Raw genomic sequence first — 14,531 nt, 5'->3', positions numbered from 1 at the left:
AGTGTGTTTGTAACGATTTTACTCTTTAGAGCCAGATTTCATCAAATAGATGATAAACCTCAAATAGTATTGTGACACAGGTCTAAATAAAAGTTTTGGGCATTGCTTTCATCCGTGTATCATAAGTAATTCAGATTGCTATCGATTTGTTCATCCAGGGATAGATGATGCTTTCCTCTTTGTGATGCAAGGAACACTCATGCCAAATAACCGCATAATTATTAATTCATATGCTCAGGTACAGTTTAGCTTGAGAGGCAGGCCGGGTCTAAACAAAGGTCTGCGAAAGTTGATCAGTGCGGGTTGTTTATGTGTCGAGATTTCGGACCAAGACCTTCCCATCATTATGATTGACAAGCGAACTGCTGGGAAGGAAGTTTCTGCGTACGATCCAGACTATACGTACATCGAAGGTTTACCTGCTTATGAGCAGCAGTACTTGTTGGTAGAAATGATAAAGGTTTGCGCTCTGAGTTATGTTCGGATAGATAAGGTCTCCCCGAGGAACAACATTGGCGCCAATAGAGTTGTGAATGTGCTTGAAGCTCCCTTACCAATTGAGAAAGCGTTTGCTCGCTCAATTCTCTCTGAGCATGAAAAACATGTTATTCGAAGGTGGATTTCGCAACGTTCTGCCGCAACACCTCTCGAATCAATCGCAAGTTAACCCGTATTCCCGTATTGCAATGGAAGGAAAAATGATGTCAATACAACCTGTATCAAAAGCAAATAACATACATCCCTCTGCGGTAGTTCACCCCAAAGCAGTTATCTCACCGACGGCCACAATTGGTCCATATTGCGTTGTGTCTGAGAATGTAGTTATTGGTGACTATGCTGAGCTTGAGGCGCACGTTTGCATTAAAACTTCAGGGAAACAAGATCAAGTGGTGATTGGCGCAGGGACAATAGTACATCCACATGTCTCAATTAGGGGTAATGTTGAATTCGGGGAAAAATGCTTATTGAAGAGCTTTGGATATTTTGCTGGTCAGTTAGTTGTTGGGCGAAGCAATGAATTTGGAGCTCATGTATCCATCGGTGATGTAAATCAGGATAAAAAACATGTCGGACCAGCATTAAAAACTGTAATTGGTGATAACAATCGGTTTTTCGACGGCGTTGTTGTTCACAGTGGATCCAGTGGCGACCGGCAAATAACGAGCATTGGAAGCCGGTGTCATTTAATGGACGGTTCACATGTTGCGCACGATTGCAATGTGTTGGATGACGTGACCATTGGAAATGACGTTAATCTAGGTGGTCATGTTACCGTCGAACAATTCGCGTGGGTTGGGGCTGGTACTGGTGTACATCAATTTTGTCACATTGGGCAGCATGCATTTGTTGCTGGGTATACAAGGGTAGTACATGATGTCCCGCCTTTCGTGGTCTTCCTTGACAGCTTAGGAAGCATTAACACTATCGGATTGAAGCGGAAAGACTTTTTGCAAGCAGACATAGTCGCATTAAACAAAGCATTTAAGCACCTTTTTCAGCCAAATGAAGATCAGGAAAGACTATTCGCGCAACGCTTGATAAACGTTAGAGATGGAGCGAGTAATAAATCAGTAATTGAAATGGTCGACTTCATCCAGAAATCTCTAGAAGATAAAAACCGTCGAGGCTGTTACACTACCGCAGCAAAACGCGCCAGATAATTACAACGTTCTGAACGGGATAGCAGAACTAAATCTCGTAATACAAAATTAATGTAATCTACGGACAGCCCCCATGTTGGTGTCAACCTAATATTCAGTGGACACCCTCATGGATCACTTAAGCGCCAACTTCCCTGCTTATTCCACTATTCTCCAGAGCCATATAGATTCACCCTAATGTTGCGATAAGATCCTTTCGCGGTCGCGACATCCTGGTTTCATAAATGGCAGACGCAACTCTGCAACGTTACCTGCGACTACGAAGCTTCCTATTTGTGCGCGCTGGGTATTGGCAAAGACTGATCTAGCGATCCCTTGCTGGCTTTTGTGGTATCGGTCTGTGGCTGGTCCTTTAGGGTGAACTGGTCGAATTTCGACGAATCAATTAATCTTGATTGCAATGAGCAAGGATGATTATAATAATGTCTTTGCAAGTCAGTGCCGCAGTCAATAATGGTAGGTATTTGCGGGGTAACCATGAGTGAATACTGGGAACATGACATCATTGGCCACGACAAGGGAAACTATACGGAAGCGTTAACCTCCGGTCGTTTGCCAGATTCCATTGACACCTCCACTCCGTAAAAAGCCTACCTTCCCTACACCAATACTCATAATGCCTTAAATGAACTCAATCTATTAGAACGGTGAACGAAGTTGCGTAACCTATTTGACATCCCAACAATTGAAATCCTCATAACGAAAATTGCTAAATCGATGCCTCTTGAACTTAGTTTGGCGGCATGTATGTTGGTCACTGTCACCACACTATGGGTTATCGCATCCAAGAAAGCACGAAAGCCGCCGTTCAAAATAAGACAGCATAAAAAGAAAATCAACTACTCCTATTTGGCTCTCAACAGGCTGAAAGAAATCGGTGCCATGTATGGTCCAGGTGCACAGTTCACGTATTTGCGCTCCAAAAAAATAGATTGCTACACATTCGAAGAAATGATTCTTAGCGCCCTATCATTGCGTGGTATTCGCGTCAAAAGGAATACTTCATATTCAGGTGATGGTGGGCTTGATGGGCAATTTTGGGTTGGCAATCTACATTTTCTCATACAAGCAAAGTGCTATAGCGGCTATGTGAAAGCAAGAGACATACGAGAGTTTTCTCATGTTTGCAGGCAGAAGCAATGTTATGGGCTGTTTGTCCATACCGGTAAAACCGGGTTGTTGAGCCGGAATGTAGTCGACGCTGCAGTTGAAATTGTCAGTGGCGGAAAAATGCTATCCCTATTAACCGGCGGCAATCTCACCATTTTGATAGATAACACTATGGTAGCATTACCAGGGGATGGTGCGGTTCAAATACGAACGTATCAACAGAATTTATAGAGGCGTAATCGTCGGCCAACTTGATGCATTTGACGTCATTAAATTTTAGCCCTTAACTATTCGCACTTGCCCGGCTTTAGAGAAGGCTAAAGCCGGAAATTTTAGGTTAGTCACGCTGTTTCAAGCAATGGCGCTAAGACATTTCGTAATGGTTCCCACTCTTCAGCAAATTCTTTTGCTGGCGCAACATAATCGATCACACTTGCAAGTAGCGTTCTCGCGTGGTGCTCACCATGTAATTGGGTCAGAACATCAAATAGACTTTCTGTCAGATTGTGAGCTTGGTCCACATCAAGGGTTGACCGTTCGCCACAATTGGGACAACGAACTATCGTTTCGACGAAATCATCATTGTTTCGGACACCGACAATAACCACATTGCCTCGCGAATTGCAGCTTTTGCAGCTTACAGATTCAGGGTTCTTTACATCATAGCAGCATAAACTTCGTTGATTGATATGACTCCCTTTCCGACGAGCTCTAATGCGGGCTTCAACATCGTCAAGGTTTTCGGGAATGGCGCTTTCGAGTGAAAGTGGGAAGCAAAACAGCGCCCCACCAAAGATCGCACTTTCAAGTTGATTCGACTGCATATGCTGATTTTCAACTAAGTAAAGCGCCTCCGAAAGCGTGAGATATGGACAGTGCTCTGTTGTACCGACACTTACATTGTTCTTCGTTAAGATCATACGACCTCCTTTCGGGCGGAATATTAATTCCACTCTAAATTTCGATTTATACTCGCTGCAATGTGACTATCTCATTATAATAATGCTAGGATATGAAAATAATGATAAAAAACAATAGAAATGATGTGATTATTCAATAATATGATAAAACTGCTCACTTCCGAGCATGCTTAATGGAGAAACAGATGACAAACGTATTATCAGAATTTCAGGTGAAGCTTGACCAAGGCAAGTCCCACTTCATTCAAAAACAAGGGTTGTTTATCGGTGGAGAATGGGTTCAACCAAAAGAAGGTAATTTCCTTGTCAACACGTCACCTCTTGATGGTTCCAAAATCAATGAATTTGCAGTGGCATCAGCGTCAGACGTCGCTGCCGCTGTAGCCGCTGCTCGCGAAGCACAGCCCGGATGGGCATCAAAGTCCGCTGCTGAGCGTGCAATGATCTTTCTTAAAATCGCCGATAAAATCGAAAAAAACCAAGAGCTACTTGCCCTGGTAGAAACCATCGAAAACGGAAAGCCGATTCGTGAAACCACTGCAGCCGATCTACCCTTGGTAATCGAGCATTTTCGGTTAGCCGCACTGGATATTCGCGGCGCGGTAGACGGTGATCACGGTAAGTTAGAGAACGGTATGGGGTTTGAGCACCACAAAGAGCCCTATGGCGTTGTGGGGGCGTGCTCGCCATTTAACTTCCCGTTGTTGATGCCCACCTGGATGCTGGTACCCGCCCTTCTAACCGGCAATACCATGGTCATAAAGATTGCAGAACAGACACCTGCCAGTTTTATGGTCATGGTCAATATCATTAAAGATCTGTTGCCGGCAGGCGTTCTCAATGTGCTTACTGGTGAAGCCGAGACTGGCCAAGCGCTTATCGACCACCCGGATATCGACAAGCTAATTTTCACCGGTTCTACCGAAGTTGGCAAAATCTTCATGCATGCCGCTGCTGAGAAAATCATTCCTGTCACAGTTGAGCTTGGCGGAAAGAGCCCTGTAATCATCTGCGAAGATGCATGGTTGAACGGTGATGATGCGCGAAAAGCACAGTTGGTCGAAGGTGCACTACTGGCCTTTTTCAATCAGGGCGAAGTCTGTACCTGCGGTTCGCGACTCCTGGTGCAAAACTCAATTAAAGAAGAATTTTTGGCAGCGGTACTCGACACATACGCCAACGGCGCCGTTGTTCGGGGCAATCCTTTTGATCCATCCACTACTGTGGGTGCTCAGGTTGACATCAATCAATACAAACGGGTGCAGTCGTATTTGGAACTGGCTAAAAAAGAAGGTGGTAAAATTTTGGCTGGTGGTCGTGTACATCAGTTTGAAGGCGAGTTTTCTGAACTGAACTCAGGTTTTTACATTGAGCCTACGTTGATTGACTGGGAAGACAACTCATCACGCTGTATGCAGGAAGAAATCTTCGGTCCTGTGGTCGGTGTTGTCGGTTTTGACGATATGGATGAGGCATTGGCGATTGCAAATGATTCTGCGTACGGCTTGGGTGCTTCGATATGGACTGATGATATGGTTGCTTTGAATCGCGCGAAACGCGAAATTCAGGCAGGCCGAATCTGGGTGAACACTCACCACAACTATAACTACGGTGCTAAGTTTGGTGGTTATAAGCAGTCTGGTGTGGGTGGCGATACTTACAAAGGCGCTTTTGATGAGTTCCTTCAAGTCAAAGCAATTGTAAGTAATGATTCGCGCGAGCCTTTGGGCTTCTTTGTTAAGAGCTAACCAAAGGTAGTTTGGTATGCTAGGGAGCATCAAGCTCCCTTTTTAGTTCGACAAATACTAAACTTTACCGGATTTTATCTGATCCATTCGGGATGGTTAGCACCACAACGGAAATCAATTTCCTATGGGAATCGGGTATTCGAGCCTCTACTTCTTCTTTCAATTCTTTTGCTGTCAGAAATGAATGATTTTTCCTATTTGCAACATCCTGCGATTTTCCGAACCAGTACACCAAAAAAATACCCTGAGAATCGGAGTTGGGGTGAATAAGGTATTGGGCATCAAGCTGACCTTGCGCCGCGGAAAATAGGTCTGGATGCATCTGCCGTTTGGCCTCCATGGGTAGGAGAAAACTTGTTTGGCCGCGTTGTCGCTCTACGCTGATATCAGCACGTTTTTCATTCGCGTAATACTTTTCTGTCACTGCCGTACAGCCCAAGTGACGGAGTCTTTGTCGCAGTCGCTCTGCGACCACCTGGTTGCATTCATTTTCTATTCTTGGTTTGTATGTGGTTACATGGCCTTCTTTAATCGAATTGTAGAACTGATGCCAAAGATCCAAATCACCTCCTTCCAGATCACCTTGCAGTGCTGCGAGTTCTTCTAAAACGATTTCCCGCAGTGCGGACACGGAAGGAATCGATTGATTTCGAAAATAATCGGATACTTCTACCGCGGTTAATTCAGCAGAGTCAACTGAACAGAGCGAACGTCGGGCGTTGTATAGAATTGAACGTAGGTCAGCAGAATAATCGTGCATTAATGGGCTTTGCAGTAGCTCTTCGCAGGCTCGTATTCGATCCATAGGTTCGTGCTCGTTGAGTTTCCATGTTAAATCTCTTAGAAAACGATAGGCTGTTTGTTCTTTCGGGCTATCGGTACCCCAATGGCTTGGCAGATGTACTTTCGGCCATAAAGGTGCAAAACCTAACAGCAACTCTTTTACTGAGTTTGCCGACAGCTTGGGCCATCCGCTAATGTCTAATCGGTGTAATCGATTATATATGGAATGGTAAAAGAACAAATTTTCAGGTTGAGATGTAACCAACTGCCATATTGTTTGAGATGGATGTTCCGTTAGTAAACTTGCTCGGAGTAACCAGAACTGATTCTGCGGGTTCTGGGTGCATACCGCCTCTGTTAACTCCCGCAACCGGTCCCGGTTGGCATACTTCAGGGCAGCTTCGAATAGTTGCGATACGGGTTCAATGGCACCTAAAGCATGGTTTTCAAGCCAAGTTAGCAGTTGGTGAGACATGATGGGCTGAAGCAATTGTTGCTGACAAAGCCAGTCCAGATCAGGCAGCCAAGTATTATTGTCCTTGCTATTCGAAAGTTGGGGCTGGATTACATCAACGACGAGCTGAACAAGATCACACCCTTTTTTATTTAATACTGCTAGGCATTTGGTTGTTAAAACAGTTTGATCTTCCGGGTCGACATCGTCCATGTAGGTCCTACTGGTCCGCCACAAGACTTTTAGGGTATTCTCACTTAACGAAGATGGATCCGGCAAAAACTCTGGGTACCTAAGAGCACAAAGCTGCAATAAATAAACCGAGACTAACCGGTTAGAATTGCGCAGACCCTTTAGGTAGCTGCTCCAGTCAGGTAGTCGGCTGATAATCTCATCGATACCGTACTGCAGAGTAGTGTTTACCAGGTCCGATGAAATGTCGAAATGCTCCTGCTTGGATTCACGCCAAAGCTCATACCTGGCAATCAAGACCAGTATGTCCCAATGTTCACCACGCGGATTTTCCCGGATCTTGTCTTCAAAGCGCTGTTTTAGCTTCGCATTGTTTTCCAATAATTTTGTTTCGAGCTTCTTATGGTGCCGCCGGTACCTACGTTCCCTTTTCTGGAAGGGGTCGGTTTTTCTCCAACGTTTCCATTGGCGCTGATGTGTCACCCATGCCGCCATGAACGCTTCTTTTTGAAGAGCGTGGCTGCGCTGGCTTCGCCGGAGAAAAGTTTCGTTGTTATTTAGTTCGCGCCCTGGTGAGTATAAAAAGAGCTTCCAGATATCGGTGCGATTATCCTCAAAAGATAGCTGACAGAGCGCCAGTTGATCAAGTGATGTTAGTGTCAAACCCTTGTGAATGTGCCCTTGGTGTAGTCGTCGTTTGTTCTTCCATAAGTGTTCTTCATCTTTGGCATCGACTAATATTTGGTACTGTATGGACTGCCTTTGCTGGTTGTTCTCTCTAAAATACTCAACTGTTCGATTGTGTAGACCGCTGTCCTGGTACCCAAACTCCGTAAATTGCAGCCAACGCGTCAGTTCGGCCTGGTCCGGCTTCTCGTGCTCGAATAACTGGTCAACGTATAGGCTCACTATTCGACTCGTCGCATTGACGTTTGAATCAGTCGCTGGAATGCCTTGTAGAACAGACTGTTCCAGTGTCTCGGACAATCGATCCAGTTCTCGTTTCATGGCGTCCACTGGGATCAGTTCCACACATTTTGTTAGCCAGTATTTGGACACAAACTCTACTTTCATCTTCTCGTGCTGTAGAGGAATTATTTCAAACACTAATTGTTGGAGTTCTGGAACCTGCAGAAGATCGGAATTGTCACTTAACCAAACATAGGTAAGGAAAAATGTTGGGTCTACATTTTCCTTAAAAAGTTTCTTTGTTAGGTCAATTCGCGCATCGAGCGGATTTCTATGGAGTAATTCTAAAGCCAATTCACGCGTTTGACGGGCGGATTGAGAGTCCAGTGCTAAAGCGGAAAGTACCTTGCACGTCTGATCGTCAACTATGCTAGAGGTCAACCCTTCAAGCATAAACTGTTTCAACCCGTCATTTACTTCAGTAGATTGCAACAACGGTGTCACGTGCGGTAAATTTTGAGCGTCTAACCATGGGTAAATCAGCACATCGCGAAAGTCCTGTCCATACCGAAAATACGGATCGGCCACAGTCAGGGTTTGAAGTGCGTTCAACAAAGCTGCTTTTTGAGTCTGGGCAAGCCCGCTGGCATCAGCGTTAGAGAGAATGGCTACCGGGTCCAACTGGATCAACACATTTTGATCTTCCGGTGACGCAAGGGCAGTCATCCAGCCTGCCAGTCCTCGTAAATCAGTTCGGAGGATGTCGTTAGGGGCAATTAGCGCCATGATTCGTTTTAGGCTAATCGGCGACGCTGCATCATTTATTACGTTGACTAAGTACTTTGCGGCTAAATACTCGGCAAAGGTCCGATGGCTGAATACGACCTTACTTTGGTAAGGTCGGTGGTCAAACAACGCCACAGAAAAAACCCTGTCCCAAGTCAGCTCGGCGTTGGCCAAGGGAAACGTCTGAATGTAAGGGTAATCGGTTGTCGAGTGTCGTTCTTCTAGGACCACGCCGCTGGCACCGGCAATCAACAAACAGGCAGCGAGTTGTCCCATAGCCAGCTGAAACTGTTCTGCAGGTGCCTGATAGCGGCTGGTACCGTCATCTCCGCGTCCAAGGCTTCGTTTATTAATAGCAGTCTGAAAAATTTCCAGTTTGCTGTTAAAAGATTCTGGCTTTTCTTGAAAAGCCTCGCAAATCAAATCCAAGTATAATGGATTGCCCAGCATGGGGCCTATTCCGGATAGTTTCGCCAATTCAAAGAACTGCGCCGTATCAATATTAGGGTGACTGGTCCTAACCCAATGATGCTGTTCCTCATCAGACAAAGGTTGTAAAGAAAATTGATTGACTTCGGTATTGAACATTTGTTCTGTGTGTTTAGACAAACCTTGATGCCAAACGTTGGCGCGGCAGGTAAATATGATAGTTTTAGCGCCTATCTCTGATGCCTTTGCGATTAAATTTTTCAGTTCAGTACTGTTTTCTTGACCTAACTCGTCGAGACCGTCTATCACAACCCAGTCTCCATGGGTAGGAGTAGGCTTATAATACAATTGTGTTGCAGTAAAATATGAGGCGCCCTGTGATTTCCACTGAAGGGCCAAGGCTGACTTGCCGGCGCCGGGTTCAGACAATATCAGGCAAGGACCCAAAAAATGCCTTACTTCAGACTCAGGAATCTCTGAATTATCCTGTTTCCGAAGAGTTCGAGGAAGATATAGAGTGTCAGCAATTGGCTGTATATTCATTAGTTTGTCGCAACTTCAACACATAGTTCGAATTAGTAGGTATGCACTCGTAGTCGCCAGTAACCATTTTTTAACCCATATGTAATTTTGTAAGTTCATTCGACTCTTTATTCACTACCATAAAACGTTGTCAATTGGAAACTTGTCTTGCAATGGTCTTATTTTTTTGAGCGGTTTTGTTCAGCCAGTTGATCTAAGCGCTGTTGCAAGACGGCATTTGTTCGTTCTAATTCGCTATTTCGGCGCTGTATGCGGTCCAACTGTTTTTGAACCTGACTACCCTGCTCTTTCATTTGAGCCTCTATTACAGTGGCCTGAATTTTAGCCGTATCGGCCACTTTCTCCAGCTCATTGTACGAGGCTTGCATTCTGGCTACTTCCGCGTTCTGATCTTTTAGCTCGGCTTCGAGGTGGCTGATTTTTTCTTTAGCATCTTCAAGTTGCTGCATCCTGCGGGTTAATTGACCTCCGCTTTCTTTCGTTTCGTTCATTAATTTCTCAATCGTCGACAGATGACCGGCCTCCCGTTCAGCGTAACTGTGTTCCTGGGTTTTCAGCCGGTCTGCCATCTTATTTTTTTCAGTCTCTAAGTGCTGAACCTGATCAGCTAACTCTTTTTGTGCCAGCTCACAGTCAGTGTAACGATCGTTCAACTCTCGCAGTGTTTTCTGTTCTGTTTGGAGTTTATTCGTTTGTGAACTCAATTCGGCTTGAGTCACCACGTGTTTAGCTTCGGATTGATTCGCCCGCTGAGTTTGCTCTTCCAATTGAGTCTCTAAAAGAGTGACCTTTTTGCCCTTTTCTTCCAATTCATCGGTCAGATCTTTGATTCTCTGCTCGCGGTTTGTCAGGCGCTCTGTCAGCGTTGATATCTCTTGTAGAAATGCGTCCCGCTCTTTGCTGACGGCCTTCTCGCGCTCTTCAAGTAACGCAGCCCTTCGGTCCAATGCTTTATTCTGATCGTGAAGCGTTGCCTTGGCAATCGACATAAAGTAGTCGCTCAACGCTCTTAAGCCTTCTGCGGGGAATTCTGGTGCACTCTCGCTGGCCGCTTCGAACAAGAACATCTGTTTCTCGACGAACGCTTCCTTAGCTGGCTTCATCAACTCCTGCACTTTTGCCCGGGTGGTGTTGCGCAGGTAATAGAGAATGTTGTCGTAGGTGAGGTTCTCCCCCGCCTTGGTCAATTCCCACATGGCCTCCTGCATTGTATCGATGGTGATGGGCAGGCGGTTGGCCGCGCGAGGCAAATCATTACTCATAAGACGTTCCTTAGGTTAATGGATAAGATTGTACCCTTAGTTACCATTAATTAGTTCCTTCAGTTTCTTGATCGTCAGTTTTTCTAAGCCCAGTTTGGTTCTCTGTTCATTCAGTCCTTTCATGGACATCGGGACGCAAATTTTAAAGCTGGTTCTGTCATATTTAGTCTTAATTGACTCGACAGGGTCCAAGCGGTCAAGAATATTATTTCCCGTATACCCAACCATGGCAATATGTCTTAAGCGCACTGGGAGATCATCAATAGATACACCCGTCAATGCAGCAATTAGAATTGGATTATTCACTGAAATCCGCGCAAAGACTCGTGCTTCTTCCCCGGTAAAGAAGCATGGAACGTCATCGTTCTGACTGTTGTGACGGGTTAATTTTTCAAAGTCAGGTATGTGGTAATGACCGTCGCGCTTGGTTTTGAAGTGCCAGTAAGGTGTCAGTTTCTCATCCGCTGACCCCCACATTTCTGCAAAACCCGCATTCGCACCTGCGTACTGCTCCAACCACTGGATGTCCTCGGCGCTATAACATGCCCATGCTTGGCCTGGGTCGACCAAGGCTTTGAGCATTTGAGGATTTGACTCTGATTTTAGAATTTGGCCGGCTCGGTCACGGATCCATGTTCGCATTTCGTCAATGTTTTCGAGATAGTCCAAATTTGCGATGTATTCTAATGTTTGGGCAAAGTTGTATCGAGCCAGCCAAGCCGCATCAGCCGCTACTTGCTTATGGGTCGCGAGTCGATCATTCGGAAGCGTAGCAAAGCGAAGGGTGCTTCTCTTCCGATCAAAAGGTGTGAACTCATCTGTTGACGGGTAAGGCGTGTCAAGCGTTAGGACGTCGTGGGTACTGCTGCGCAAATATTCGTTGCCGGTATAGGCATGAACGCGGTCTGATAGGAGATCTTCAAGCCACTGTCGGTAATTCGTGCCCCGCTTTATTTTTGGCTGGGTCTGGTTAAACGCGACTCTGCTTACGGATTTTGAGGCGTATGACGACAATTGCAGAGGCTGGTGGTGTGCCGGCGTTGGGCAGTTAGAATTCGACACCGTGCCAATCTGTACCAGATCAGTACTGGTGGCCAACGGGTAGTCATTCAAAATATGTCGCTCGGAATCGATTGACTCAAACATCAAATGCAAAAACAGAAGGCTTTCAGGGAGTATCTGCCCAACCAAGCCGATGACCGGTACATCAGTCAATGGCGAGGGCAAGTCACGGTCATTTGTCTGAATCTTCATTGACCGTTCGCCATCCCTTACTGTGATGTCAAGCAGCTCATAAGGAAATCCAGACTTTGATATGCGGTCGACTTGAGAACGATCGTTCCGTCGCATGGTGCGTTGCAAAGGGTGATCTTCTTTGGCGGCATCGGAAAACACACTGACGTGTTGCCCTGACTTCACGATCAATACAAAGTAACTGTAAGCTGACTCTTTAGGAATGATGGCGCCAAGACTGATACCCTCCGGCATATCCTTAGCGGCAGCAATGACGGTGCTTGTCGACGGAAACCGGTAGATCAGATTGTTGTACTTCAACGGATGGTCACTGACGGCGCCGGGTTGAATAACCAGTCTTTCCAGTTGCTTAACCTGGTTCAGGGCATCGAAACTGATTTGAGCCAGCTGATTGATCGCTTGTTGGCTTTCGACTTCTGGGCTGTAGTATGTCAAAGCGTCGGCTATAAATGCTTTGCGCGATTCCCATACCCCTATGAAGCCTGAGCCCTTTAAAACGTCATTCAGCGCCTCATACTCACGCCTAATAAGCTCAATTCTCTTTGATCCGGAGATTACCTCCATTACCGAAATTAGAGTGCGATCCAAAAGCTTTCCGCGATATTGGTCAATCAATGCCATCATCAGCATGCCTGATGGATCTATTTCCAGGCTGGCATTTAAGGCCCTGTTCATTCCCCACAGGCTCATACCGGGTTCAAGGTCAAACTTAATCTCGTTTGGGCGTTGTCCGCAAGCCTCTATCAAGGTTTGCCAGGATGCCAATGCTTTTGAGGCTGAATTGGGAGTGGCATGTGATGTTGCTGTCATGAATCGACCTTTCGTTTGGCGGGGTTGCCCCCGTTAGCGGTGTGACAACTTATGGTTTACAAGTCGCCGTGCGGCGCAGCCCGCGCCGTACGTGGATTCTGCTGGATTAGCCAGTCGTTGGCGGGGTGCTTTCTCAAATCTGAAAAGACTATAACAGATAGTATACTATCCTAAATAGTATTTTATGATCAATGAACTAGAGATAACTATAATTATCGCTAGTTCTAACAGTGACAGTTCTGATATGCTGGTATTCGGGTCTTGAGAAATGCGGGAGAGGGAAAAGCAGGCATGGGTGAAATTCGAACAGTGTCAGGCCCTTTTGCCGGGGCGGGTCCGGTGGTTACCGAACGGGATGTGCCCTGGTTGGCGCCGGTCGAGAGCTTCGCCCTCTTTCGTTTGCCCGTGGGCGACTATGCCCTATCGGATGCGGCCTGGATCTACAGGTACCTGTGTAACGGTTGCCGGACGCCGAAGACCCGTAAAGCGGTGCAGTCTGAAATGCTTCGACTGGCGTATTTTATGGCCAAAAGAAAGATAGCACGTTTTGCCGACATTACCAGCGATCACGCAGCGATGTATCATCAGTGGTTGCGGGGTATATCGGTCGATGCCGACGGCCAGCCGGAGGACCGGTCGGTGGACGTTAACACGAACCCTCGCACCTTAAGGTTTGTTGATGGGAGACTCAATCCCGCCTGGCGACCGTTCCGCTCTGAGGCCCCGCTCGCGCCTAACGCCATAAAAACCGCCCTCAATCTGATATCAGGCTGCCTATCATTTATTGCTGATGCACCGGAAAGCACTCTAACCGGTAATCCGTTCCGGCGTCTCACCCGGCTCAAAGCCGAAAAGGCCGCGATCGATGCCTTTAACTGGGATGCGCAACCGTATCGCCGCGCGTTGTCCGTGCCGGCGCTGAATACCATTCAGGCGTACATCGAGAGCGTGGATTTTGTGGGGCATGAACGCTCGCGGGCGGCGAATCGCTGGCTGGTCCAGCTGCTCTACTCGACCGCGGTACGCGTCGAATCCTTAGCGGCTCTGAAAGATTCCTGTCTGCGGCCTGCGCCGATGCGACCCGGCGAATGGGAGCTTGTATTTATGGCCAAAGCCGGTGTTCAGGTCCAGCAAGCGTGGTCAACATCGCAAATGGCGGGATTGGTTCGGTACCGGACTGCGATCGGGTTGCACTGGCCGCCAATGCCCGGCGAGTCACGACAATTTTGGTTAGGTATTGGTCGGGCGGATGTCGTTAAGTCCGGTCAGGTTACCGAAGGCTCGGTTTGGTTGATGGTCCGTAACCTGGGTAAAGTAGTGATTGCTTGGCTGACGGATCCAGGGTCAGAGGGTCCCGGGTACGCCAAATTGCTGACTTCTGAAGATTGGCACCACCTCGATCATTTGCATCCCCATACCTTTCGTCATTCCTGGATAACGCACTATGTGAACGGAGGCAGTGATGACTCAAGCCGGCTTCAGCGACTGGGCGTTGCACAAGACCATGCGGGACATGCGTCAATTACCATGACCGAACGCTATGTAGCCAAGTCGAGTTCTATGGTCAATGGATAATTTGGCTTGAGGACTTACTTAGCACTTAAGGTTTCCGAGCTGATTCCGTCCATGGGCCACCAACCTTTTGGGGTTCAGGGGGATTTTCGGTCCAA

At 46.8% G+C, this 14,531-nt stretch carries 8 protein-coding genes; 4 read left to right on the top strand and 4 right to left on the bottom strand.

Translation table 11 applies throughout. From position 1 onward, the window contains the following. Positions 1 to 533: 533 nt before the first annotated feature. On the top strand, positions 534 to 1,661 hold the full coding sequence (locus IYN85_RS21360; protein WP_196160991.1) for a UDP-N-acetylglucosamine O-acyltransferase: 1,128 nt from the start codon (positions 534 to 536) through the stop codon (positions 1,659 to 1,661). Positions 1,662 to 2,318: 657 nt separating this feature from the next. Further along, positions 2,319 to 3,002 (top strand): restriction endonuclease, encoded by a 684-nt coding sequence (locus IYN85_RS21355; RefSeq protein WP_196160990.1) that lies wholly within the window; start codon positions 2,319 to 2,321, stop codon positions 3,000 to 3,002. A 110-nt stretch (positions 3,003 to 3,112) separates the two neighbouring features. Here IYN85_RS21355 and IYN85_RS21350 read toward each other — a convergent pair whose 3' ends face one another. After that, complete coding sequence (locus IYN85_RS21350; RefSeq protein WP_196160989.1) at positions 3,113 to 3,691, bottom strand: hypothetical protein; 579 nt, start codon at positions 3,689 to 3,691, stop codon at positions 3,113 to 3,115. Between the two features lie 185 nt (positions 3,692 to 3,876). Between IYN85_RS21350 and IYN85_RS21345 the strand changes: the two genes are divergently transcribed. Continuing rightward, the gene (locus IYN85_RS21345; protein ID WP_196160988.1) at positions 3,877 to 5,439 is read left to right on the top strand and encodes an aldehyde dehydrogenase family protein; all 1,563 of its coding nucleotides are present in this window, start codon (positions 3,877 to 3,879) and stop codon (positions 5,437 to 5,439) included. A gap of 64 nt (positions 5,440 to 5,503) precedes the next feature. On the opposite strand, the gene IYN85_RS21340 is transcribed toward IYN85_RS21345, so the two are convergent. The 3 genes from IYN85_RS21340 to IYN85_RS21330 form a co-directional block, all read right to left on the bottom strand. After that, positions 5,504 to 9,535 (bottom strand): NACHT domain-containing NTPase, encoded by a 4,032-nt coding sequence (locus IYN85_RS21340; protein WP_196160987.1) that lies wholly within the window; start codon positions 9,533 to 9,535, stop codon positions 5,504 to 5,506. 158 nt (positions 9,536 to 9,693) lie between these two features. Then, positions 9,694 to 10,797, bottom strand: a complete 1,104-nt coding sequence (locus tag IYN85_RS21335; RefSeq protein WP_196160986.1) for a hypothetical protein — start codon at positions 10,795 to 10,797, stop codon at positions 9,694 to 9,696. Between the two features lie 36 nt (positions 10,798 to 10,833). Further along, positions 10,834 to 12,861, bottom strand: coding sequence for a hypothetical protein (locus tag IYN85_RS21330; RefSeq protein ID WP_196160985.1), 2,028 nt, complete (start codon positions 12,859 to 12,861; stop codon positions 10,834 to 10,836). Positions 12,862 to 13,152: 291 nt separating this feature from the next. Here IYN85_RS21330 and IYN85_RS21325 point away from each other — a divergent pair, with 291 nt between their 5' ends. Continuing rightward, on the top strand, positions 13,153 to 14,436 hold the full coding sequence (locus tag IYN85_RS21325) for a tyrosine-type recombinase/integrase (protein ID WP_196160984.1): 1,284 nt from the start codon (positions 13,153 to 13,155) through the stop codon (positions 14,434 to 14,436). Positions 14,437 to 14,531: the final 95 nt, after the last annotated feature.

It is taken from the genome of Reinekea sp. G2M2-21, assembly GCF_015687175.1.
In the GTDB taxonomy this organism is placed as follows: domain Bacteria; phylum Pseudomonadota; class Gammaproteobacteria; order Pseudomonadales; family Natronospirillaceae; genus Reinekea.
The sequence above is the reverse complement of the archived record's forward strand: the minus strand, read 5'-3'. Positions and strand labels throughout refer to the sequence as shown.

Bases quoted from the DNA above. Each gene is read 5' to 3' on its own strand.
- IYN85_RS21345 (WP_196160988.1), top strand. From the start codon at position 3,877: ATGACAAACGTATTATCAGAATTTCAGGTGAAGCTTGACCAAGGCAAG.
- IYN85_RS21330 (WP_196160985.1), bottom strand. From the start codon at position 12,861: ATGACAGCAACATCACATGCCACTCCCAATTCAGCCTCAAAAGCATTG.
- IYN85_RS21335 (WP_196160986.1), bottom strand. From the start codon at position 10,797: ATGAGTAATGATTTGCCTCGCGCGGCCAACCGCCTGCCCATCACCATC.
- IYN85_RS21360 (WP_196160991.1), top strand. From the start codon at position 534: ATGTGCTTGAAGCTCCCTTACCAATTGAGAAAGCGTTTGCTCGCTCAA.
- IYN85_RS21340 (WP_196160987.1), bottom strand. From the start codon at position 9,535: ATGAATATACAGCCAATTGCTGACACTCTATATCTTCCTCGAACTCTT.
- IYN85_RS21350 (WP_196160989.1), bottom strand. From the start codon at position 3,691: ATGATCTTAACGAAGAACAATGTAAGTGTCGGTACAACAGAGCACTGT.
- IYN85_RS21325 (WP_196160984.1), top strand. From the start codon at position 13,153: ATGGGTGAAATTCGAACAGTGTCAGGCCCTTTTGCCGGGGCGGGTCCG.